Source organism: Nocardia sp. NPDC004151 (assembly GCF_042874235.1).
GTDB lineage: Bacteria > Actinomycetota > Actinomycetes > Mycobacteriales > Mycobacteriaceae > Nocardia.
The window spans coordinates 324,680-348,195 of sequence record NZ_JBIAMR010000009.1; the positions used below are offsets into that span (position 1 = coordinate 324,680).

Here is a 23,516-nt window from a genome sequence, read left to right on the forward strand (position 1 = left end):
GCGGAGTGCGCATCGCCATCCTGGGCCCGCTGGACGTAGCGGACGACACCCGGTCCGTCCCCGTCCCGGGAACCCGCCTGCGCGCCCTGCTGATTCGCCTCGCCCTGGAGCCAGGCCGCCCGGTGAGCGTCCGCACCCTGATCGACGACCTGTGGCCCGAAGCAGCCCCCAAGCGCCCCGAACACGCACTGCAGGAGCTGGTTTCCCGGCTCCGCCGCACCCTGCCCGCCGATGTCCCGCTCCGCGCGGCCGCGGGCGGCTACCTCCTCGACATCGCCGCCCCAGCCGTCGACGCACACCGCTTCGAGCGCCTGGTCCGCGGCGGCATTCTGCGCCTCGACCGCGGCGACCGGGTCGCCATTCCCCAACTGCGCGAAGCCCTCTCCCTGTGGCGCGGCCCCGCCCTCACCGACGTATCGGCCCTGCCGTTCGCCGCCGCGGCCGCCGCCCACCTCGACGAACTCCGCCTGATCGCCACCGAATCAGCGGTGGCCGCCGAACTCGCCATCCGCCCCGGCGATCCGCTCCTCATCACCGAACTGACCGGGCTCCTCACCGCCCACCCCCTCCGTGAACGCCCCCGCCTCCTCCACATGCAGGCTCTCCACGCCGCCAGCCGCACACCTGAAGCCCTGACTTCGTACGACCACTACCGGACCCTGCTCGCCACCGAACTCGGCATGGACCCCAGCCCCGAGCTTGCGGACCTGCATCTGAAGCTCCTCCGCGGTGAGCGACCGACCCACACCGCAGCGGGGAAGTCCGAGGGCTTCGAGCAGCGGCTGAGGGAATCGACACCGGCGTATCGCGATTCGGCGATCGGCCCGACCGCCGCCGCGAGTCCGGCTGCACGGCTCCGGGTTCCGCTGACGAGCCTCATCGGGCGTGAACACGACCTGACCGAGGTGGTGCAGCGGGTCGGAGATTCGCGGCTGGTCACGTTGGTGGGGCCGGGCGGCGCGGGGAAGACGCGACTGGCGGTGGCGGTCGCAGGAGAACTGAGCGGGCACGTCGTGGGCCGCAAGGGTGGGCCGGTTCCGGGCGAGCCGGACCGAGAGGCGGAAGGCACCGCGAGCGGCCCGGTCGAAGGCGCTGCGGCCGGGCGGTTCGCGGGTGGTGTCGGGTTGGCGGAATTGGCGGCGGTGAGCGATTCCTCGGATCTGCCGCACGCTGTGGCGGGGGCGCTCGGGGTGGCGTTGTCGCGGACCGCGGAGCGTTCCGGGGGTGATCCGGTGGGGCTGCTGGCAGAGGGGCTGCCGACTGCGCCGACGCTGCTGGTCCTGGATAACTGCGAGCATCTCGTCGACGAGGTGGCCCGCTTCGTGGCGGACTTGCTCGGGCGGGTGCCGGCGCTACGGATCGTCGCGACGAGTCGTCAGCCGCTGGGGATCGGTGGGGAAACGCTGTGGGAGACCGCGCCGTTGGCGGTGCCGCCGGCCGATTCGGATGATGTCGCGGACTTTCCGTCGGTTCGGCTGTTCCTGGACCGCGCGACGGCGGTCCGCGCTGAACTGACGCCGACGGAGGGTGTGCTCGAGACGGTCGCCGAGATCTGCCGTCATCTGGACGGGTTGCCGCTGGCTTTGGAGCTCGCGGCCGCGAAGCTGCGGGCGATGCCACTGCCGGTGCTTCGTGACCGGCTGGACGATCGATTCACCGTGCTGGCGGGCGGCAGCCGCACCGCGCTCCCCCGCCACCGCACGCTGCGGGCTGTATTGGATTGGGATTGGGAGCTTCTCATCGAAAAGGAGCGCACCGCCCTCGCCCGCCTGTCGGTCTTTCCCGCGCCCTTCACCCCGCACGCCGCCGAGGGGCTCGGCGTGGCGACGTCCGAAATCGAAGCGCTGCTGGACAAATCACTGGTGCAACTCGTCGACGTCCTGACCGCCGACCCTGCCCTGCCCACGCCGCAACCGCGCTATCGAATGCTCGAGTCGGTCCGCGCCTACGGTCGCGAGCACCTCACGGCCCGAGGCGAACTGGACTCGACCAGATCCGCCCACGCCGCCTACCACCTGGCTCTCGCCGAAGCCGCCCACCCGCACCTGCGCGGCCACACCCAACTCCCCTGGCTCCGGCTCCTCGACGCCCACCGCGATCACCTGATCGCCGCCCTGCGCTTCGCCCAGGAGTCGGCGGACGCCGACACCGCGGCCCGTCTGGGCTCAGCCCTCGGCATGTATTGGGCCCTCCACGCCAATCACACGGACGCGGTCCGGCTCCTGCGCCCGATCCTCGAACTCCCGACCACCCACCCTCATCCCCCACTGGCCGCCGCGTTCGCCCTGCATTCCATGCTCGCCGCCCAGGCCACCGAACTCACCGCGGCCGCCGACCACATCCGCCGCTGGACGGGGGTCACCTTCGCGCCATCCACTACCACCACGCCGACTCCTGGCAGCCCAGCCGAGTCCGCGCCGGGTCAGAGCGAACCCGGCCCTGCCGCACCCGGTCAGAGTTCGGCCGGACCGGCGCGGAACTCGACCGAATCAACTCGGAGCGCGACCGGACCAGCTCGGAACTCGACCGAATCGATCTGGCGAGTGCCCGAATCGACGTGGAGCGCGACGGAATCGGCTTCGGGTTCGGCCGATTCGGTGACAGCGGACGGGGCAGCGGAATTGGCGTGGGCGCTGGTGGAGTTGGCAGCCGAACGGGTCGACGTGGGGCTTGGGGTGGTGGAGCCGTGGCTGGGACATCCCGATGCTTGGACTCGGGGGATGTTCTGGTTGGTGCGGTCGTTCCTGCACGCGAACGAGTCCGGGGTGGCGCGGCTGGACGCGGATCTGCGGATGGCGGCGGCGTGTTTCGAGGAAGCCGGGGAGCGGTGGGGCTGGTCCACCGCATTGACGTATCTGGCGTTCGCGCGGGCCGCGCTCGGGGATTTCGGCGGGGCCGAGGCGGCGATGGCGTCGGCGTTGGTCGCGGCGGAGGAGCTGGGCAGACCGGTCGCGCTGCGGGTGTGGCTGGTGATGATCCGCTTGCATTCGGGCGAGGTGGATGCGGCCCGGACCGACCTGAGCGCGCTGGCCGAGGAGACCTTGTCGGCCGGGGATACCGTCATGACCCGGCTGCTCGCGGCGGATGTCGCTCGGTTCGATGGGGATCTGGCCGAGTCGGCGCGTTGTTTGCGGCGAGTGGAGTCCGATCTCGGGCGAGCTGTGCGCGAGGACCGTTCGTACCGTGCGATGTTCGGGCTGCGTATGGGCTTGCTCCGCGCCGCCGAGGGCAGTGCCGCCGCGGCCGCCACCCATTGTTCGGACGCGTGGGCGAACGCCGTGGCCGTCCGCGACCTACCCTTGGCCGCCGAGGTGGCCGTCGGCGTCGCACGGGCGTGCCTGGCGGCCGGGGCCGCCTCGGCGTCGGCCGAGGCATTGGGCGCCGGGCACGCGTTGCGTGGCGCTCCGGATGCCCGCCATCCCGATATCGAGGCGCTCCGAACGGAATTGGCGGCCGTCCTCGGCAGCGATCACGCGACTGCCGTTTACGAACGGGCCCGGGTTCTCCCGCGCGACGCGGCACTCATGGCGGTCGAAGCCAGCCTTCGGACGGTGAGTGACGGCAACTCGGACAACCGGGGTTGATCAGCAGCACGATCGAGCAGCCAGGCTCGTGAGGAACACGACGGACGTGGGTCATCCCTTCGGACAGGCCAGACGCGCCACGACCAGCCTGGGTTGTCGGCGCGTGAGTGTCGAGTGAATGCGTGTGAGCGCGGTGTGAACTCACTGTGAGCGCCGCCCCGCACTGTGGGCCCCATGCGAAACGACGCCGATCTGCACGAGTTCCTCACGACCTATCCCCACGACATGGCGTTCAGCGCCGACGACCCGTCCACCGTGGTCGACCGCTGGTTCACCCCGGACATCGACTACCGCAACGACGGCCTGCACCTGGACCGTCAGTCCTTGATCGCCCACGCCCGCCCGGCTCGCAAGAACGCCGAATCCGTCCGGGTCCGCGTCCATCGAGCCTTGCTGTCCGGTGACAGCATCGCGGCCCACTACACAATGTTCGCGACCCTCCGGACGACCGGTCCGACCGCCACCGAAGTGTGCATGATCGGCCGCCTGTCCCCCGACGGCCGCATCGAGCGGATCGATCAGCTCACCCGCTCCGTGCCGGTGGAGGGCGAATAGCCGTGAAGTCACTGCTATCTGCGCCGATCCTGCGGCGAATAGCCTTGGCCGCCATCGTCTTCTGGGTGGCCGCGCTCGTCGCCACCGGTGGTCTGGCGGGCAAGCTCGGCGGGGCGGAGAAGAACGACGCCACCACCTGGCTGCCGAAGAGTGCCGAGTCGACGAAGGTTTCCGAGCTGACCGGGAAGTTCATCGGGTCCGATGTGTACCCGGCGGTGGTCGTCTACGAGCGAGGCGACGCGGTGTCGAACTCCACCGCGCGGGCGCGAGCCGAGTCGGACGCTCACCGGTTCGCGACGCTGCCACAGGTGCATGGTCCAGTCCCGGAGCCCGTGGAGTCGGAGGACGGCAAGGCGATCCAAGTCGTCGTCCCGATCTCGGTGGGCGTCAAGGGAGTCACGGATGCCCTGCCGACGGTGCGGTCGATCCGCGACATCGTCTCCGATGCGGGGATGAGCGCGCACGTCACCGGGCCGGCGGGTTACGGCGCCGATTCGGCGGACGCGTTCTCCGCGGTGAACTCGACACTGTTGTACGTGACGATCGCGATCGTCATGGCGATCTTGCTGGTCACCTACCGCAGTCCGGTGCTGTGGCTGCTGCCGCTGGTCTGCGTGGGTGTGGCCCTGACGGTCGCACAGGGGCTGATCTACCTCTTGGCGGCGCACGCGGGCCTGACGGTCAACAATGACACGGAGTTCCTGCTGACCGTCCTGGTCTTCGGCGCGGGCACGGACTACGCGCTGCTGCTCACGGCGCGCTATCGAGAGGAATTGCGGCGCACGGAGAATCGTCACGTGGCCATGGCCACAGCCATCCGGCGCGCCGGACCCGCGATCGCCGCGAGTGCGATCACCGTCGCCCTGAGCCTGTTGTGCCTGGTGGTGGCCGACCTGAACTCGACGAAGAGCCTGGGCCCGGTGATGGCGATGGGCGTCCTCGTCAGCTTCGCAGTGCTCACCACCTTGTACCCAGCCCTGCTCGTGCTGTGCGGCCGCTGGATATTCTGGCCCGCCGCACCGCGTTTCGGCGATCCCGAACCGGCAGGAAGCCGCCGAGGGAATCGCCTCGAACGCTTGATCACCTCCCGTCCACGCAGGGTCTGGCAGGTCACCGCGGTGACACTGGCGTTCCTGTCCCTGGGGTTGTTCGGATTGCACGCGTCCGGACTGCGGGCGCAGGACACCTTCCGAAACCGCCCCGACGCCGTGGTCGGCGAGCAGGTTCTGCTCGAGCATTTCCCGGGCGGATCCGGCGACCCGGTGCAGATAATCGGACCGGCTTCGGACGCGGATCGCCTGCGGGACTTGGCCTCGGGGGTTCCCGGTGTGGTGTCGGTATCGACTCCCGTACGCGCGGACGGTCTCGCCTACCTGGAGGTGACGACCGCCGATGTCACCGGAAGCGATGCGGCGTTCGCAACCGTCGAACGTCTCCGCTCGGTGGTGCATTCACTGCCCGATGCGATGGTTGGAGGCAGCAGCGCCGTCGCGCTCGATACTCAGAAAGCCGCCCGCCACGACCGCAATATGGTTGTGCCACTGGTGTTGTCCGTCGTCTTGGTAATCATGGCGCTACTGCTTCGAGCCTTGGTCGCCCCCGCGGTGGTTCTGGCCACTGTCGTCCTGTCGCTGGCGGCGGCTCTCGGCGTCAGTGCGTTGGTGTTCGACACGGTGCTCGGCTTCGCGGGCGCAGACCCGTCGTTCCCGCTGTGGGCCTTCGTGTTTCTGATCAGCCTGGGGATCGACTACAGCATCTTCCTGATGGCCAGGATCCGGGAGGAGACCGCGAACCATGACACCGCTACGGCAACAGTGATCGCGGTGCGTACCACCAGTGGAACGATCACCGCGGCGGGTGTCGTGCTGGCGGGGACATTCGCGGCATTGCTCACGCTGCCTTTGGTTTTCGCGGCGGAGATCGGGTTCGCGGTGGCGTTTGGAGTGCTGCTCGATACCTTCGTGGTGCGGACCGTGCTTGTACCAGCGCTCGCGATCGATCTGGGTGAGCGCATGTGGTGGCCACGACGCACCCGACTCGATTCCCGAGAAGGAGGCGCAATTCCTGATCCGATTGTGAAGCAAACTATTTAATGCGTTCAATCTGAAAAGGAATAGAATACTTTACATTTCGTGATCCATCGATGATCGAGCGGGCGTAAAATGGAGGCATGGATTCGAATGGGGTGACACTCGACGACTGCGGTATCGCCGAACTGGCGGCCGCGGTCTCGACCCTGACCGAATCCGTGCAGGGTGGGAAGATGACCGGCTTCGCCGACGAGGACGTTGTGTCGTTGATGCGGCAGCTCGAAACCTGCAAGCGTCAACTCGCCGCCCTCGATACCCGTTTGATCATCGAAGCCGGAGAACGGTCGCTGCACTCGCGTAGCGGCGCGGGGAAGATGGTGCCGTTCCTGCGCCACACCCTCGGACTCTCCCGCTACGACGCATCCGTGCGGGTGAAGATCACCCACCACTGCGGCGAATTCGTCCAGCAGACCGGACACATCGCCCCGCCGGTACTTCCGGTGACGGCCGAGGCATTCGCAACCGGCGAGATCTCGCGTGATCACGTGCGCCACATCCTGGATGTGATGAACCACCTGCCCGTCGATGTCCCTGCCGAGGCACGGGCCGAGGCTGAACAGATCCTCGTCGACTACTCGCGTCACGGGTGGCCGGATGATCTGTTGAAGTTCGGGCGCGACATCCTCGCGCGCCTCGACCCCGATGGGAAGGTCGTCTCCGATGCTGATCGTCGTCGCCGTCGCGGGATCACCCTGTGCCGCCCCGGCGTGGATGGCATGACGCGCATCGAGGGCTGGATCACCCCCGAACTGCGTGCCTGCCTGGATGCGGTGTTCGCCAAGCTCGCCCGCCCCGGCATGTGCAATGTCGAAGACCCGGAAAGCCCTTCGGCCACGGGTGGGTTCATCGCCGACAGCATCCTCGATGCTGCCGCGCGTCGGGATCGTCGTGACGCCGGGCAGCGGACCCACGACGCGTTGCTGGCGTTGGTGCAGCCGGGTGTGAACATGCGGACTCTGGGCATGCACCGTGGGCTGCCGGTCGAGGTCGTGCTGACCATGAGCCTGACCGACCTGGAGAACGGGACCGGGGTCGCGACCACCGCGTCGGGCACCCAGATCTCGATCAACGAAGCCCTGAAGATGGCCGAAGGAACCCGCCCGGTGATCGCGGTCCTCGACGGCGACGGGATGCCGTTGTACCTGCGGCGTTCGCGCCGTACCGCGAACCGCGCCCAACGATTGGCGCTTCTGGCTCGGGACAAGGGTTGTACTCGCCCGGGTTGTGAACAACCCGCCAACATGTGCGCCGCCCACCACGTCAATGATTGGGCCAAGGGCGGGCCCACCGACATCACCAATCTGACTCTGGCGTGCGATCACTGCCACGCGCTGGTCAATGACGGCCCGGATGGTTGGAAAACCGTTGTGATGGGTAAAGATTCACCGTTCCCCGGCCGGACGGGGTGGATTGCTCCGAAGAGTCTTGATCCCACCGGCACGCCGCGCGTGAACGATCGTCATCATGTGGGGCAGGCGATCGCCGCTGCCGTCGATTCCAGTTGCCGAACGTGGCGCTCACGGGCAGCGTGACACCCACGCTCGCCGCACTCGCCGTGACCCGGTCTCGCTCCAGCAGCAGCGCATCCGGCAACACCCGGAGCATGTGCGCCATCCCCCGCGCATGCTCCCGATGCAATAGCGCGGCTGCTCGTCTGCTGACGTGCGCTAAGCAACGCAGAGTGTGGTCACCCTCGTCTGTCCTGCCACACTGGGGCTGACGCCGGGCTGGGATCCGCTACCCGCCGACCCCAGCCCACCGACTGCACGCATCACCTTCCAGAGACCAACCGCTCCGGTGTCTTGTTCTCTTCGGCTCTTCGTTCTTTTGTCTCTTCTTCTCTTCTCCAGGCGTCCTTTATCTTTTGGTCGCTCATATCTTTTGGTCTTCAGATCCTCAGATCTCGACCATCTGATAGTCGGCCACATGGCTGCCGAGGTACCGCAGGTGGTCGGTGGAGTCCCCCAGTGTGTGTTCGATGGCGTTCAACCGCGCGGTGTAGTGCCCAACCGGATACTCGTCGGTCATACCGATCCCGCCGTGCATTTGAATCGCTTCCTGCCCGATGTGTTTGGCGGACCGACCGATTCGCAACTTGGCACGGGAGACAACCATCGGATCGACAACCCCGTCGGCCAGCGACATGGACGCGTACATGCTCATCCCCCGCGCCAGCTCCAGCGACACATACATGTCGGCGGCGCGCTGGGTCAGCGTCTGGAAGGTACGCAGCGGCACACCGAACTGCTTGCGGGTCTTCAGGTACTCGGCCGTCAGCCGCAGCGACTCTTCCATCGCCCCGATCGCTTCGGCGCACAACGCGGCCTGGGCGGCGGCGATGGCGGCACCGATGACGTCGGAGGCATCGGCCACGTCGGCGAGCGGTTCCGCGGCAGCTCCGTCGAATTCGATGTCGGCACCACGCCGCCCGTCGTGCGTGGTGTACGGCCGCAGGCGCACACCCGGATCGGCGGGCTTGACCAGGAACAGCCCCACGCCGTCCTCGTGGGCAGCACTGACGATCAGCACGTCCGCCTGGTCACCGTGAGAGACGGGGTGCTTGCGGCCGGTGACGCGCCACCGGTCGCCATCGGGTACGGCTCGAGTGCCGGTGTCGGTGGCAGGCCAGCGCAGACCCGGCTCACCGTGGGCGAAAGCGAGTTTCAGCTGTCCTTCGGCGACGCGAGGCAGCAGATCCTTGCGCTGGACGTCGCTGCCGGCGGCCGAGATGAGCGCACCGGGCAGCAGCGCGCAGTCGAGGATCGGTTCGGCGGCCAAGGCGCGCCCGATCTCGGTCATGACCAGCATGGCTTCGATGGGCCCGGCGCCCATGCCGCCGTCTGCCTCATCGAAGGTCAGTCCGAGCAGCCCGATGTCGGCGAAGGTGGCCCATCGTTCGGTGTCGCGGCCGCGGGCGAGCAGGTCCCGCACGGTGTCGCGCAGCATTTCCTGTTCGGGGGTGAGATCGAAATCCATGGTGCTGCCTCACAGTCCGAGGATCGTCGAGGCGATGATGCCGCGCTGCACCTCGTTGGATCCTCCGTAGATCGATGTCTTGCGATAGTTCAGGTAGGTGGCCGTGCTGCGGCGCGCCCAGTCGGCGTTCGACTCGTCCTCGCGGGCAATCGAATCCGGGCCGGCGATGTCGACCAGGAGTTCGGTGACGGCCTGCTGGAGCTCGGTGCCGCGCAGTTTGAGGATCGACGACACCGGGTTGGGCTTGCCGTCGTCGGATCCGGCGGCGACCCGTAGTTGCACGAGCTCCAGTGCCAGCAGCTCGTTTTCGAGTTCGGCGAGGCGGGTCGCGAACAGCGGATCGTCGAGCAGGGTGCGGTCGCCGAGGCGGGTCTGCTTGGCGTGTTCCTTGGCGAGCCACAGCCGCACCTTGGTCTGGCCGACGGCGGCGATGCCGGTGCGTTCGTTGCCGAGCAGGAATTTGGCGTAGGTCCAGCCCTGATTCTCCGCGCCGACGAGCTGGTCGGCGGGCACCCGGACGTTCTCCAGGAATACCTCGTTGACCTCGTGGCCGCCGTCGATGAGCTTGATCGGCCGCACGGTCACGCCCGGGGTGTCGAGCGGGAACAGGAACATGGAGATGCCCGCCTGCTTCTTGGGAGCGTCGGGATCGGTGCGGGCCAGGCAGAAAATCCAGTCGGCGAACTGCGCGCCGGTGGTCCAGGTCTTCTGGCCGTTGATCACATAGCTGTCGCCGTCGCGGACGGCGAGGGTGCGCAGGGAGGCGAGGTCGGAACCGGCTTCGGGTTCGGAAAAGCCCTGGCACCACCAGATATCGAGGTTGGCGGTGGCGGGCAGGAATCGCGCCTTGAGTTCCTCGGAGCCGAAGTGCGCGATGACCGGCCCGATCATATTGGTGTTGAAGGTGAGCGGTTCCGGCACCGAGGCGAGCTGCATCTCCTCATGCCACAGGTGCCGCTGGATCGGGGTCCAGTCCTTGCCGCCCCAGGCCACCGGCCAGTTCGGGGTGGCGAGCCCGTGCGCGTTGAGGATGCGCTGGGTGGTGACCAGGTCGTCCTTGGACAGTTCCTGTCCGTGCCGATGCCGGTTGCGGATGTCGGCCGGGATTTCGCTCCGAAAGAACGCGCGCAGCTCGTCGCGGAAGGCGAGCTCGTCGTCGGTGAGCGCTAATTGCATGCGTTGACCTCCAGTTTCGTGGTTACCCACGCCATCGGCAGAAATGATACACAGACTTATCTGTGTCTCAAATAGGGTCGTATACTCGACGGTCGACCGGCCCCCTCGAAAGGAGCACCCTTGTCCGACCACGACCTCGGTGTCGGCGAACTCATCGCGCGCCGGCACCGCGAGGACAGCGCCCCCGGTCGCCGAACGGATCGCCATCGTCTCGCCCTCGTCATCGAGGGCGGCTCCTCGCGTGGGGCCTACTCGCACGGAATGGCCATGGCCATCGAGGAATTGGGCGTACTGTCCTGCTTCGACGCGGTGTACGGGGCTTCGGCGGGCGCGTTGAACGCGGCCTGGCTGCTGTGCGGGCGGGCGGTGGATTCGCGGCGGGCCTGGAATCCCGAGGTGATCAACCGCGTCATCAGTCCGGCGCGGGCGCTGCGCGGCGGCAAGGTGGTGGACACCGACTACCTCGTGCACACCGTGTACGAGCGGATCGTGCCCATGGATTTCCCGGCGATCCTGGCCAATGCCATCACCTTCCACCCGATCGCCACCGACGCCGATACCGGCGCGGCCGTCGACCTGCACCCGGAGCTGAGCGATGTGCGCTCGGTCCAGACGGCGCTGCGGGCCTCGACCTGCCTGCCGATCCTGGCGGGGCGGCCGGTGCGGATCGGGGCGCGGCGGTTCGTGGACGCGGGGCTGTCGGAATCCGTGCCGGTGCGAACGGCGTTGGCGCAGGGCGCTACCCGGGTGCTGGTGCTGCGCACGCGCCGGGACGACGAGGCCGTGCGGCCCCCGTCGACGGTGGAGTCTCGGGTGGTGGCGCGCTTCCTGTCACGGCACGCGCCCGGGACCGTCGGGCCCTGGCTCACGCGGGTCGAGCGACATCACAGCGACGAGCGCGATTTCGCCTCCGACCCGGCCGTGCTGCAGATCCGCCCGCCGCGCGACGCACCCGACATCGGCCGCATCGATCGTGACCCCGAGGTGCTGCGGACGGCCCTCATCCTGGGACGCGCGGCGACCGCGCGCACGCTGTCGGAGTTCCTGGCTCCTAAGCTGTCCGCGTGACACGAGCGGAGGGAACGAGAGCGCCGGGCCGACCGGCGTCGGCGAGTCGGGACGATGTGCTCGAGGCGTCCATCGCCGTGTTCCTGGAGGGAAAGCGGCTGGACGTCAATGCCATTGCCGCGCAGCTCGGGGTGGGGCGGGCGAGCATCTACCGCTGGTTCGGCTCCCGCGACGGCCTGCTCGGCGCGGCCGTGGCGCGGCAGCTGGAGAAGGTGGTGGCCCTGGCCGACCGCCGCACCCGCGGCACCGGCGGGAAGCGGCTCGCGGCGGTGCTGGACCGGACCATCGATCTGCTGGTCGCCAATGACGCGCTGCGCGCCTACTTCGACAACGAGTCCACCGCCGCCCTGCGCCTGATCACGCGCGGTGACGGGACCGTGCACCAGACGGCGGTGAGCATCGTCGAGCGGCACATCGAACGCGCGCAATCGGAGGGCTACCAGCCGCCGATCGAACCGGACACCCTCGCCTACGCCCTGGTCCGGCTGTGGGAGGCGTTCCTCTACAACGATGCCGTGGCCGGTTTTCGCGGTGACGTGGACCGCCTGCGCAAGGTCCAGAACGCGCTGCTGCGAACCTGATTCAGCGGTTCGTGATCAGCGGGACGAGCTGTTCGGCCGAGGTGCGGGCACCGTGGTGGCCCAGCAGTGCGGATTCCAGGGGTTCGAGAGCGGGGCGGATCAGTGCGGTCCGGTTCTCGGCCACGGCGATGAGATCGCCGATGCGGTGGGCGATCACGGGGGTCGGCGGGGTCGGCCCGAACCAGTGCTCGTCGAGGGCTTGTTCGCGGGAGACGACGGTGGCGTGCGGCGCCAGTTCCCCGGTCCAGGCCGCGCGGACATCGGCGAGGGCGTCGGGGTGTTCGAGATAGACGTGACGCACCCGCGCCTCGCCGCCGATCAGGCGGACGCCCCGGTGCAGGACGGGTAGCGCGTCGAGGTCGACGGCATTGTCCACGTGGATCATTCCGTGGTCGCCGGTGATCAGCAGTGTGCAGCTGGACGGCAGGTCCGCGAGCAGGTCGGCCACCGCGGCGTCGATCTCGGCGAGCACCGCCAGCCACTGCGGCGACTCGGGGCCGTACAGGTGCCCGTTGGCGTCGAGGTCGGCGAAATAGGCGTACGCGAACCGCGACTCCGTCCCGGAATGCTGTGCGACAGCGAGGATTCCGGCACGCAGATCGTCGAGGTTCGAGGCCGGATGCAGGGTACCCGGGGCGCGGAAGGCGGCGCGGGTCAGTCCTGAGGCGCGCTGGTAGCCGGGGATCACGTAGTGCGGTTCGATCCCGTGGGCGGCCAGGTCCTCGAGGCGACTGGCCTGCGGCTGCACCGATTCCGGCGGGTAGGCCTCGACGGCGGTGTCGCCGGTGGCGCTGTCGAGGGTCCAGCGCAGCGAGTTCAGCAGCCGCACCCCGTCGCCGTCGGGCAGTGCGAAGCTGTAGCCGATGATGCCGTGGGTGGCGCAGGGCGCGCCGAGCGCGAGGCTGGTCAGGCTGGTCGATGTGGTGGCCGGAAAGCCCGCGGTGAGCGTGGTGCGGACGTGGGCGGCGAGGGTGGGCGCGAGGTCGCGGTGGCGGCCCAGCAGTTCCGCGCCGAGGCCGTCGATGAGCAGGACCACGACGTCCCGATTGGGCGCGATGGCCAGGGGATTGGGCTGACCGAGTCCGAAGGAGGCGGCGACGGAGGGCAGGATGTCGGCGAGCGTGTTCGGACTGGACCCCGCGGGTGTACCGGGCATGGACCGACTCTATTGATTGGGCGGCCACCGTTCGGGTCGCTCGCCCGGAAAGCACGAAAGCCGCGCGTTCAGAATCCCGGCGGCGGGGGCAGGCGGCGTTCGCGCGGGACGAGCAGGAGCAGCAGAGACAGCAGCAGTCCCCCGGCGACGAGGTAGAGCCCCCAGGCGCCGGAGAGCAGGTGCCGGTAGTCGGTGCGGAGTTCGTGGTCGAAGCGCTGATCGAGCCGCCAGCCCAGGACGCCGAGTCCGGCCAGTCCGGCCAGCACGCCGAGCCAGCCCACGATGCGGGACCCGGTCAGCGCGGCCACCAGCACGACCGCCGCGGCCCCGAGCAGCCCGATGGCCAGTGAGGTGACGAAGCTCCCCGACTGCGCCCCGATCTGACCCATGGTCCGACCCTGCTCGAAGCCGTTACGCAGGTCGGTGAACTGAACATTCCGCGCGTCGACCGTGCCGACCAGCGGACCGAAGACCCCGACCGCCACCGCGATAGCGGCGGCGAACAGCAGTAAGTGAACGAAAGTGCGCATACTCCACGGTATTGCGCGGACGGTCCCCCGGCACGCGATCGAACCTTACGGTCCGAAACACACCGGAGGACCGGCGGATGAATCAGGCGCGACGATCCACCGCGGCCCACGCGGCCACGGCGACCACACTCGACACCACCGCCACCGACGGCCACGCGCCGATCTTCTTGGCCAGCGGGTGCGAGGCGCCCATCGCGCCGATGGCGAGCCCGGTCAGCGCGGCCGCGCCGCCGGTGCCGACGGTCTTGCGCCACCGCGGGAACGCGGCCGCCGTGCCCGCCGCGAACACCGCCCCACCGAGCTGCCGCTTCTTGGTGGCCTGGGCGAGCGCGAAGCCGCCGGTGAGTCCACCGGCCGCGAGCAGCGACGTCGGTACCGCGGGAATCCCAGCCATTTCACTACCTCCAACACATGCGAACGAACGATCATCCTCGACGGTAACCGGAGCCGATTCCACCGTTTCTTCGGGTCGACGTTCGCCCCTCAGTCGCGCTCCGGGTCGGCGAGCAGCGAGCGGTTCAACTGGTCCTCACTGATCGGCGGAACCGGCAGCGGGTGAGCGGCTTCCGCCCGCAGACCGTCCAGGATCAGCGCCAGATTGCGACGCCACGCGTCGGGGGCGATGCCCGCGGTCTGCTCCACTACCCGTGTGTGCGACCAGGTGATGAACGCGATGTCCTCGAGCACCCAGTCCGCCCGCAGCACCCCGGCATCCTGTGCGCGCGTGATGATCTCACGCATGACGGCGTGGCCCCGATCGCGCTGGGCGGCGATCTCCGGACTGGGCGCGGCGCGCAATGCGAGCTCGTTGAGCAGGCGGTCGTGAGCCTGCAGCTCACAGATCTTCTCGACCAGGTACACGAACGAATCCCACGGATCATCCATGGCCAGAGCGGATTCCGCGATGCGGCCGCCCGCCTCGATGCGGTCCTCGACCGCGGCCGCGATCAGATCGTCGCGTGCCGGGAAGCGGTTGTAGAGGGTTCCGATGGCCACGCCGGCGCGGGCGGCGATCTCCTTGAGGGGCGCGTCGAGCCCACGTTCGGCGAAAACCTCACGCGCCGCGGTCACCAGCGCGTCGCGATTGCGGCGGGCGTCGAGGCGGAGCGGTTTCTGGGCGGGCATCCGCCGATCCTACAAATCCGGGTCACGATTTATGTTGAGCATAGGTTCAACTTAATGCTAGCGTCGGCGAGGTAACTTGAACCATTGCTCAACTTATTTGGGAGCGGGCATGAGCAAGACCATCGCGATCTTCGGTTTCGGCCCCGGCCTCGGCATGGGCGTCGCGCGGCGTTTCGGGCGGGAGGGGTTTCGTGTGGCCGTGATCGGCCGCAGACCCGACCAGGCCGATCGGCATGTGGCCGACCTGAAAGCCGAGGGCATCGAGGCCCAGGCCTTCCCCGCCGACGTCACCGCCGCTGACCAGCTCGACGAGGCCATCGCGACCATTCGGCGGACCTTCGGCGACATCGATGTCGCACTGCACGGCGCGGCCGCCGGGATGACCGACCGCGCACCCTCCACCCGCGCCGTGGACCTCGCGGCCCTGCGCGTTCCGATGACCCTGAAGCTGCACTCCCCCATCCTGATGACCCGCGCCCTGCTGCCCGCGATGCTCGAGCGGAGCTCCGGCGCCCTGCTGTTCTCCTCGGGCTCACCCGCGCAGGGCGTGCTGCCCTATCTGGCCAATTTCGGCGTGGCCCTGGCTGCGCAGCGCGCCTACGTGCTGCAGCTGGCGGAGGAATTGCACGGCACCGGTGTGCACGTCGGGCTGATGAACATCGGCGTGCTGATCGGCGGCAGCGAGGCGGAGCGCATGGTCGACGAGCACCCCGAGGTGGTGCCGCCGGGAGTCAGCATCCCGCGCATGACCAACAGCGAACTGGGCGACCACTATTGGGACCTGTATACGAGCCGGGATCGAACCGAGGTGGAGATCGGCTTCTGATCCGACGCCCCCGACCGGTCAGCGGATGCCCGGGGTCGCGGGGTCGGCCCCGGTGCAGCCGAGGATGAAGCAGCCGGGCGGCCAGTCACCGAACGGCGGATACAGCGGTTTACCCAGGCATTCCAGCAGGCCGCAGCCCGGGTAGGCCATCGGGCCGAGGCCCAGGGCGGCCAGGGTGGCGTCCGGGTTCATGAACATGGGGTCGGTGATGCTGGCGTCCGGGCGCGGCACGTAGGGCCCCGGATCGGGCAGGACGGGGGTGCGGAAGGCCTGGGTGAGACCGCGCAGGACGTCGTGCGGAAAGCTCACCGCCCCACCGGGAACCGTGACACCGGTCCAGCTGACCAGTAATCCGAGGCTGGGCACGATGAAGTTGTCCTGGCGCATCATCCCCGCCATCTGGAGAGCGTCCTTCGGCAGGCCGGGAAACAGGTCCTCGCAGTCCGGGCCGTTGACGGTGATAAGGAACCCGTAGCACGGGTTGACGCCGGCGGGCGTGGTCGCCTCGGCCAGATAGGCGGTCGAGATCACCTGCCGGCCATGCCAATTACCGCGATTCACCAGCAGCAGGCCGAGTTTGGCGTAATCGTCGGGCGGGAGCACCAAGTGGGCGTGGCCGTAGGTGTTGCCACTGCGGTCACGCGCCCACAGATAGTCCGATTGCCGGATGCCCAATGGGTCGAACAGGTTTCGCTGCGCATAGGCCTGGAAGTCCTCGTCCACCGCGCGCTGGATCACGTACACGAGCAGGTCGACGGCGCGCTGACTGTACTGCCAGGTCTCCCCCTGCGGATGCAGGATCGGCATGGCGAGCGCCTGTGCGACCACGTTCGGATCCAGCCGGGCCACGCCGGTGATGCCCTCGGAGGCGATGGCGATCTCCATGCCGGAGGTCTCGGTCAGCAGGCTGCGCACGGTGATCGCGCGATGCTCGGCGTCACCGAGCCCGGCGGGCAGGTAGTCGCCGATCGGATCGTCCACGCGCAGGGCGCCCGCGTCGACCGCAATCCCCGCCACCATGGACACCACGCTCTTGGTGCCGCTCCACAGGTTCCACGGGATACCGCCCGCCCGTTGATTGGTGGGTCCGGCCGCGATCAGGCAGTTGTTTCGGAAGACCTGCACGGTGAAGCGCGTCGCGTCTGAGGCGAAGTCCACCGCGCGCCGCAGCGCCTCCGAATCCAGGCCCACCTCTTCGGCGGTAGCGGTTTCGGGCTGCCTGCCGTCGCTGACTGCGCAGTGCCGCAAGCCGTCCGGCTCCGCCGCGGCGACAGGCGCCGCGAACGACGTCAGGGCAGCGGCCATCGCTACAGCCAGGATGCCTGTCAGAAACCGCGCCACTCGATCCTCCGCACTCCGATGAATCCGTATGGCTCATCGGAGAATCGGCGGACGCGATTAGCTCTGCGCGGCCCATGACTTTCGGGGACGCAGGTTTTCGGGGCAACGGATTCAGCGGGTATCGACGGTGGCGAACGCGGCCCAGATCAGCGGGGAATGCTCGATCGCGCCGGTCTCGCGCCACGCGGCCAGGTGCGTGCGTTGCCAGGCGTTGAGGGCGGCCACCGGGTCGGGAGACTCGTGCGCGGAGTCGATGGCGCACACGGCTTCCTGGAACGGGTGCACGGTTGCGGTGATGCCCGCGAACCGGTGGAAGGCCAGATCGGTGGGCAACGGCCAGCGGCCGGCGGTAACCAGTTCCGCGCCGCCGGTGAGCATGGCAGCCACCAGGCCGAGAGGTTCGGCGAAACGCAGGTCGCCGCCGCTCTCACAAGCGATCAGCGCGACCCGGCTCGGAATCGGCCAGATCTCGGGTCCCGTCCGGGGAACACGTGCGCCGCCAACATCATTGCCCATCTCGCCACGGCCCACGTTCCGAGCGCCATCGCCCGCGTTCACGGCGCCATCGCCAACGCTCCCAGAGTCATCGCCCACGCTCTCGGCGCCATCGCCAGTAGTCCCAGCACCGTCGCCAAGGGTCCCAGCGCCTTCGCCATCGCTCCCGGCACGATTGCCCACGATGCCGGGGCCGTAGCCCAGATCATCGCCGATGTTGCCGGAACTCGGGTCCGCCGCGAGTGCGTGCGTGCCCAGCAGCAGGTCGCGGGCCGAGAGCGGGCGGTGGTCGCGGTAGGCGGGCGCGCAGCCCGGGCTGGCGGCGGTACAGGACAGGTGCAGGGTGGCCGATTCGCTGCGGCCGGATTCGGGGGCGGCGGCGGTGACGTGACCGACGTAGAGCAGGCGGGCGGCGCCCGCGTGCAGGGCGCGGCTGAGCCAGGCGCGATCGAGATCGGTACGGCGGAACGCCTCCACCGGATCGGTTACGGCCGGGGCGAGCCGGCCGTCAGCGGCGTGACCGGCGACCAGCGCGGCCAAAGGCGCTGCTGCGGAGTCCATCCGGCCGAGCACCGATCCGAGCGCGGAGTCGGCGCGGAAGCCGGGCACCCGGGGATCCAGCACCGCGACCACCGGCAGGCCGCGGGTTTCCGTCCATGACCGCGCGATCCGGGCGGGCGCGTGCACGATGCCGGTCGGCGCGAGCACACTGACGTCGGCGATATCCAGCAGGCGGACATCCTGGTCGGGGGCGATCAGCTCCCACGGCAATTGCGCGGTGCGCGGCGAAGGCTGGATCCGGATATGCGCGCGAATGCCCTGGACGTAGTGCTCGTGCAGCCGCACGGCCAGATTGTAGGGCAGGAAGACCGATGAGAGGTATTGCGCGAGCGCATCTTCTGACTCCAGCGTGGCGAGTTCACCCGTGGTGAGCGCGGATTCGAGACCACCCGCCACCCCAGGCGCAGGCAGTGCGGCGGCGAACCTGCTCATGGCCGCCTCCACCTGCTCCTCCGGCACCACCCCGACACCGGCGGGCGCGCTGTCATCGGTCCATCGCCAGGTGAGGAAGAGATCTCCCGCATCCGCCATGCGGACCAGCACGGTGGGCGTCATGCGGGGATCACGCGGTCGGTGCGGACGCGGCGGCCGTAGCGTTGTTCGGCGGCATCGAGCCAGGCGGACAGGGCGATGTGGCCGTCCGGTCGCACCGCGATACGGGGCGGTGGCGTGACGGGCAGTCCCGCGCCCGCGGCCACCGCGGCGAGGGCGGTGCCGAGTTGCAGTGCGTCCTGGACCGCGGCCGCCGAGTCCGAGGGCGGATCGAAGGGTTCGAACAGGTCCAGCGGTGCGGGCGGGTCCACAGCGAGCCGGTCGATGTCCAGGATTGTTCCCGCGCACTGATTTTCGATGAGGTCGGCTACCAGCCGGGCGTCCCCGGCCAGGTAGGCGTACCGGAAGGCGAGCCGCAGGGCGGGATTCACGATGCGGCGGTTCCAGGAGTCGCGTTGGGTGCCGTCGGGGAGCTCGTAGCGGATGGCGTCCAAGGCCAGCGCCGCCGGGACCGCTAGATCCACCGCTCGCGCCAGCAGGCCGGGCACGTGCGCGACGAGCGGTTCCAGGAGTCCGGCGTGCCAGTAGTCGAGCTGGGCGCAGTGCAGCCCGAGGCCGCGAGCGGCGTAGGTTCCGCGCGCCGCCGCCAGCTCGGACTCACCGTCCTCGTACCTTCCTGCCGCGAAAGCGTTGGTGGCCAATCGAAGTCGTACGTCTGCTGCGTCGACCACGGCCTGAGACTCCTCGAACCGGTGCAGCGCCGCTCGGTACTGTTCGTCCGCCACCCCCGTCCGCCCGCGCCGCTCGGCGATGAACCCCATGACCTTGAGACCGATACCCGCGCGATGCGCCATTCCAGCCGCCTCGAAATACTCCTGGGAGGCGGCCAGCAGCGGTTCCGCTTCATCGAAAGCGCCTGTGCGCGTGTGCATCAATGCCAGGTTCTGCTGTGTCTCGGCGACGCCGCCGGGGTCGGCGACGGCTTCGAAGGCGGCCAGCGCCTGCCCCGCGAAATCCTGGGCCAGTTCCCAGCGCCCGGTCTCGAAGTGCGCGGCGGCCAGGTTCATCAGCGGATGCCCGGCCTGCTCCGGCCCGAACCGCCGTGCCGCATCCAGCGATTCACCGGCCAGCTCCAACGCGCGCCACCACTGCTGCCGATGCAGAGCGATCGCCGTGGCGGACACCAGGCACGCCAGCCGCAGATCGCCCGGCGCGCCCTCGTACCCGAGCACCTCCCGAGCCTGTTCGAGGGCCGCCTGCGCCCCGTCCAGATCCCCGAGGTTCTGCAAGGCCTGTGACAAGCCGATCAGCGCGCCGGGGTACATCCTGGGCGCGTCCTTCCGCATCTGCGTCAGCGCTTCCCGGAACCGTGCTGCCGCCCCGGCGTGATCCCCCAGCCGATCGGTCATCACCGCCACGTCCACCAGTGCGCACAACCGCAGATCCCCGTGCTCGACCTCGACGGCCCGCTCGAATATCCGCAGCCCCTCCAGCAATTCACCGCGCGCCACGGCCTCCGCCCCGGCGCGCAGCAGTGGACTCCCACCCGCGCTCTCGTCGATACCAGTGCTCATGCTCAGAAGTCCGAATCACCTGCGGCGGCGTCTATTTCGGCGAGCAATGGCGCGAAGGGACCGTCGTCAGCGACCTGGGTCGACGCCGTCCGGAGCCGTTCGGCCGCGAAGTCGCGAATTCGCTGACGCACCGCACCCTGCGACGCCGCCTGCGGATCGGCCTCGAGGTCGGGCCCGAAGCCCGGGACTCCGATGGCGATATCCACCGTGGAAGCCGGTGCGGGCAACACGGATTCGCCGATCCAGCTGTCGCGATCCGGACGCAATGCGGTGCGCAGCTCACCACGCCCGGTGTCGACGCGGGCCCACGGCCGCAGATGCTCGGGCACCGCCGCGGGCAGCTCGGGGTGAGCGGCTACGGCAATGGCGACGGTGGTGGCCCCGGCCGCCCGCAGGACCTGCCAGGACACTGCGGATTCGGAGGCGTCGACCAGGCCGGGCGGGCAGAGCCGCCAGTCCCAGCCGCCGGTGCCGCGGGCGAGCACCATGGCGGCGCCGATCCGGTCACCGTCACCGGCCGCGAGCGCGTAATCCGAAGCCCGCAGCGAGGATTCGACAGAATTCCGAACCAGTGGCGGAACCGCGTCGTCCCCATCGAGGAGCGACTCACACTCCTCGGTCAGCAGCGCGATGTCGCGGTCGAGCAGTACCGGGTCGAGGGTGGCGATCCCGTCGAGGGTCGATGCGGGCCACCACCGGGCCGCCCAGTGCGCATACGCGAGTCTGCGAGCACTCGCCGCGAGCGCCGGGAGCCCGGGGGCCGCCACGGCCTCGGTCAGGCGGTGTCCGTGCGGACCCGCGGAGCCAGGTGAGTCCTCGTGGCCGGCGCCGAGTTCGCGGGCGTGCGGCCGCACCGCGTCCAGCGCCACGGCGACCGGCTCGCCGTACACGGCCCACACCCACTCCTGGGCGGCATCGACATCGTCGATGTTCGCGATAGGGAAGTCTTGTGCGGCAAGGACATTCCAGGTCAGGAGACCGCCGATCACCTCGAGCACCATGGTTTCCGGGCCGGCGGCGGAGGTGGCCGCCGCGCCATCGGGGACGAGGACACGTACCGCGGCGGGACCGCGGCGGATGGCGACGGTCGAGTTCGTCATCCCGCCCTCGATTCCAGACCCTCTGGCTCGGCGGTGGCGGTGGCGGCCAGGGCCTTCTTCACCCGCATGCGGTGGTCCAGGATGACCGAGCGGGCGACACCGTCGAGAAGGTCCCACAGTTCGTCGGCGGCGTACACCGAGAACTCGCGCACATCGCGTCCGTGCAGCCGCGGCCACAACCTGCGCAGGTAGGGACGCCACGGCACCCGCAGATCGGCGGCGATGGCGCCCAGTGGCCCGTCGACGGCGTCCAGGTGTACCGCCATCCGCCGAGCCTGCAAGACGTAGGCCTCGCGTTGCCAGCGCCCGTTGATCAGCCGCGCGGCCGCGCCACCGGCGGCGGGGTCCCCCGAATCGGTTGCGGCCCCGTGGGCTCCCGGGGTGATGCTGGGCGAGCTGGTCGCCGCACCCCGCGCACCTGCTCGGGCCTGGGGCGGAACCACGCTCCCGCCATTGCTGTTCGGCCCGTGTCCACGGTGGTCGCCGAGGGGCCGCAACGTGACCGCGAGCCTGGCTCCCGCGGCCGCCGCCACCCGCAGCGACTCGTCCAGCAGCGCCCAGGGCGAGCAGGCGCGGGCGATCTCGGCGTCGACGAGGTCCGGAATCGGGGGCAGGTCGGCGCGTTCGCTGGAGGCCTGAAGGACGGTGAAGACCCGCTCGTGAATGGTGCGGTCGAGCGGTAGGCCGAGGGTGGCGGTAGCGGCCGACGCTCCCACCCCGGGCGGTTGCGGCCGCGGGTACAGGGTGAGTCCGAGTTCCTGTGCGGTACTGCCGATCTCACCGTTCCAGAGCCGAATCCCGGTGTGCGTGCCCACGGACGCCGCGACGGCGTCGTCGAGGTCCGGCTGATCATCGGCATCGTCGAATCGGGTTGCGGCGCAGGCGTCGACGAGTTCGCCGAGCAGATCCGCGTGATCGGGGACCTCGGTCAGCGGGCGCCGCCGCCACGCGGTGTCGATCAGCTCGGCCACTTCCCCGGACCGCTCCGGTTCGGACAGGTACTCCCGCAGCGCCTGGGTGGTGCGCCCCGCGGTGACCCCGTGGATCTCGCGCAGCGCCGCTTCGGCAGCGGGCCGGTCCCGCACGGGATCCGGCCGACCCGAGACGGTTGCCAGTTCGAAACAGCGCTGGAAGTACAGATCCTGCGCATTGCCCTCGGTGATGCGCAGCGCGCGCCGGGTCTGCTTGAGCAGTGTGAACCAGGCGGCGGTGGCGGCGAGGACGTCGGCGGCGGCGTGGACGCGGGCGGCGAGCAGCACCGCGCCGTCGGCGGTCAGCATGGCTCCGGCGCAGGACGGGTGCTGGACGGGCCGGATCACCAGGGGATCCAGGATCAGCTTCACGGTGCGCCGGAGGGGCCCGCCGTGGGGTCCGCTCAGGGGTTCGACACCGGCGAGGCGGTGCCAGACCTCATCCAGCACCATGGCCCGCGGTCGTCGCATTCGCCCACGTTATCGCAGTTTCCCCGGCCCGCGCGCCTCGGAAGTTGGGATCGGTAGGCCGGGTGCCGATTCCTACTGTTCTGGCATCGGTTCCACCCCGGAGCCACCATCACGAGAACGAGGAATGACCATGAACACCAAGCCGATCCGCCTCACCACCGCCGTCCTCGCCGCCACCGCCGCGGCCGCGCTGCTGGTGACCGGTTGCAGCTCCGGCGATTCCAAGTCGGGTTCCCCGACCACCGCCGCGACTTCCGCCGCGCCGGGTTCCGCGACTCCGGCCGGCGGCGCGTCGTCCGCGTCGGTGGACGGCAAGGCGATCAGCGGCAAGTTCGACACCACCTGCGTGAAGCAGGCGGGCACCCTGGCCCTGGCGCTGGCCGACCAGAGCAACGCCATCTACGGCACCCTCGCCGCCAGCGCCACCATCACCGGCGACAACACCGTGCAGGCGGTCGGCATCACCGGCACCAAGGGGGGCGCGAACGGCCAGCCGTACGCGGTGGGTTTCGGCAACGGCATGCCGGGCGGTTCGGCGAAGGTCACCAAGAGCGGCAACACCTACACGGTGTCCGGTGAGGGCGTCGGCGGCGTGGACCTGTCGAACCCGATGGCGGGCCCGAAGACCGAGAAGTTCGAGATCGTCTTCGCCTGCTCCACCATCGTCGGCTGACCCGGCCCGGCCCCACGTTGTCCCCGCTCGTGTCGCCTGGCACGAGCGGGGCCGGCAACCACCACGACTTCGAATCAGGAGAATCTCAATGACTAAGTCAAGCCGTTTGCGCGACCGGCGGGGCGGGGGTGAACACTCTGTTGTCGCGCAGCATGGCCCACAAGACATCGA

The 23,516-nt window shown here is 69.3% G+C and carries 19 protein-coding genes; 8 read left to right on the top strand and 11 right to left on the bottom strand.

Features of this window, described 5'->3' with window-relative positions; translation table 11 throughout:
* Positions 1–5 precede the first annotated feature (5 nt).
* From ACFYTS_RS22320 to ACFYTS_RS22335, 4 genes are all read left to right on the top strand, one after another.
* Positions 6–3,584 carry a BTAD domain-containing putative transcriptional regulator gene (locus ACFYTS_RS22320; RefSeq protein ID WP_387306853.1) on the top strand — a complete coding sequence of 1,193 codons (3,579 nt, stop codon included), beginning with the start codon at positions 6–8 and terminating at the stop codon, positions 3,582–3,584.
* Positions 3,585–3,758: 174 nt separating this feature from the next.
* Complete coding sequence (locus tag ACFYTS_RS22325) at positions 3,759–4,139, top strand: nuclear transport factor 2 family protein (protein WP_357278662.1); 381 nt, start codon at positions 3,759–3,761, stop codon at positions 4,137–4,139.
* 2 nt (positions 4,140–4,141) lie between these two features.
* Complete coding sequence (locus ACFYTS_RS22330; protein WP_387306855.1) at positions 4,142–6,232, top strand: MMPL family transporter; 2,091 nt, start codon at positions 4,142–4,144, stop codon at positions 6,230–6,232.
* A 170-nt stretch (positions 6,233–6,402) separates the two neighbouring features.
* Positions 6,403–7,761, top strand: coding sequence for a DUF222 domain-containing protein (locus ACFYTS_RS22335; RefSeq protein ID WP_387306857.1), 1,359 nt, complete (start codon positions 6,403–6,405; stop codon positions 7,759–7,761).
* A 364-nt stretch (positions 7,762–8,125) separates the two neighbouring features.
* On the opposite strand, the gene ACFYTS_RS22340 is transcribed toward ACFYTS_RS22335, so the two are convergent.
* Positions 8,126–9,205, bottom strand: coding sequence for an acyl-CoA dehydrogenase family protein (locus ACFYTS_RS22340; protein WP_387306859.1), 1,080 nt, complete (start codon positions 9,203–9,205; stop codon positions 8,126–8,128).
* A 9-nt stretch (positions 9,206–9,214) separates the two neighbouring features.
* Entirely contained in the window at positions 9,215–10,381 is a 1,167-nt protein-coding gene (locus tag ACFYTS_RS22345) for an acyl-CoA dehydrogenase family protein (protein WP_387306861.1), read from the bottom strand.
* Between the two features lie 120 nt (positions 10,382–10,501).
* Here ACFYTS_RS22345 and ACFYTS_RS22350 point away from each other — a divergent pair, with 120 nt between their 5' ends.
* Positions 10,502–11,449 carry a patatin family protein gene (locus ACFYTS_RS22350; RefSeq protein ID WP_357278672.1) on the top strand — a complete coding sequence of 316 codons (948 nt, stop codon included), beginning with the start codon at positions 10,502–10,504 and terminating at the stop codon, positions 11,447–11,449.
* The gene (locus tag ACFYTS_RS22355; protein WP_357278673.1) at positions 11,446–12,030 is read left to right on the top strand and encodes a QsdR family transcriptional regulator; all 585 of its coding nucleotides are present in this window, start codon (positions 11,446–11,448) and stop codon (positions 12,028–12,030) included. The genes ACFYTS_RS22350 and ACFYTS_RS22355 overlap by 4 nt, the downstream gene beginning before the upstream one ends.
* 1 nt (position 12,031) lies before the next feature.
* On the opposite strand, the gene ACFYTS_RS22360 is transcribed toward ACFYTS_RS22355, so the two are convergent.
* The 4 genes from ACFYTS_RS22360 to ACFYTS_RS22375 all read right to left on the bottom strand — a co-directional run bounded on the left by ACFYTS_RS22360 (position 12,032) and on the right by ACFYTS_RS22375 (position 14,841).
* On the bottom strand, positions 12,032–13,186 hold the full coding sequence (locus ACFYTS_RS22360; protein WP_387306864.1) for an alkaline phosphatase family protein: 1,155 nt from the start codon (positions 13,184–13,186) through the stop codon (positions 12,032–12,034).
* Between the two features lie 68 nt (positions 13,187–13,254).
* A complete protein-coding gene (locus ACFYTS_RS22365) occupies positions 13,255–13,716 on the bottom strand; it encodes a hypothetical protein (RefSeq protein WP_387306866.1) in 462 nt (153 codons plus the stop codon).
* Between the two features lie 82 nt (positions 13,717–13,798).
* The gene (locus ACFYTS_RS22370; protein ID WP_357086311.1) at positions 13,799–14,110 is read right to left on the bottom strand and encodes a hypothetical protein; all 312 of its coding nucleotides are present in this window, start codon (positions 14,108–14,110) and stop codon (positions 13,799–13,801) included.
* Positions 14,111–14,199: 89 nt separating this feature from the next.
* The gene (locus ACFYTS_RS22375; RefSeq protein ID WP_357278679.1) at positions 14,200–14,841 is read right to left on the bottom strand and encodes a helix-turn-helix domain-containing protein; all 642 of its coding nucleotides are present in this window, start codon (positions 14,839–14,841) and stop codon (positions 14,200–14,202) included.
* A gap of 109 nt (positions 14,842–14,950) precedes the next feature.
* On the opposite strand from ACFYTS_RS22375, the gene ACFYTS_RS22380 reads away from it, so the two are divergent.
* A complete protein-coding gene (locus ACFYTS_RS22380; protein ID WP_387306868.1) occupies positions 14,951–15,667 on the top strand; it encodes an SDR family NAD(P)-dependent oxidoreductase in 717 nt (238 codons plus the stop codon).
* Positions 15,668–15,685: 18 nt separating this feature from the next.
* Here ACFYTS_RS22380 and ACFYTS_RS22385 read toward each other — a convergent pair whose 3' ends face one another.
* The 5 genes from ACFYTS_RS22385 to ACFYTS_RS22405 form a co-directional block, all read right to left on the bottom strand.
* Entirely contained in the window at positions 15,686–16,972 is a 1,287-nt protein-coding gene (locus tag ACFYTS_RS22385) for a serine hydrolase domain-containing protein (protein ID WP_387306870.1), read from the bottom strand.
* A 147-nt stretch (positions 16,973–17,119) separates the two neighbouring features.
* Positions 17,120–18,619 (bottom strand): hypothetical protein, encoded by a 1,500-nt coding sequence (locus ACFYTS_RS22390; RefSeq protein ID WP_387306872.1) that lies wholly within the window; start codon positions 18,617–18,619, stop codon positions 17,120–17,122.
* The gene (locus tag ACFYTS_RS22395; protein ID WP_387306874.1) at positions 18,616–20,130 is read right to left on the bottom strand and encodes a tetratricopeptide repeat protein; all 1,515 of its coding nucleotides are present in this window, start codon (positions 20,128–20,130) and stop codon (positions 18,616–18,618) included. Before ACFYTS_RS22395 ends, ACFYTS_RS22390 begins: the two co-directional genes overlap by 4 nt.
* 2 nt (positions 20,131–20,132) lie before the next feature.
* Positions 20,133–21,230, bottom strand: a complete 1,098-nt coding sequence (locus ACFYTS_RS22400; protein ID WP_387306876.1) for a hypothetical protein — start codon at positions 21,228–21,230, stop codon at positions 20,133–20,135.
* Complete coding sequence (locus ACFYTS_RS22405) at positions 21,227–22,654, bottom strand: hypothetical protein (RefSeq protein ID WP_387306906.1); 1,428 nt, start codon at positions 22,652–22,654, stop codon at positions 21,227–21,229. The genes ACFYTS_RS22400 and ACFYTS_RS22405 overlap by 4 nt, the downstream gene beginning before the upstream one ends.
* A gap of 148 nt (positions 22,655–22,802) precedes the next feature.
* On the opposite strand from ACFYTS_RS22405, the gene ACFYTS_RS22410 reads away from it, so the two are divergent.
* Positions 22,803–23,345, top strand: coding sequence for a lipoprotein LpqH (locus ACFYTS_RS22410; RefSeq protein ID WP_387306878.1), 543 nt, complete (start codon positions 22,803–22,805; stop codon positions 23,343–23,345).
* The last annotated feature ends 171 nt before the right edge of the window (positions 23,346–23,516 follow it).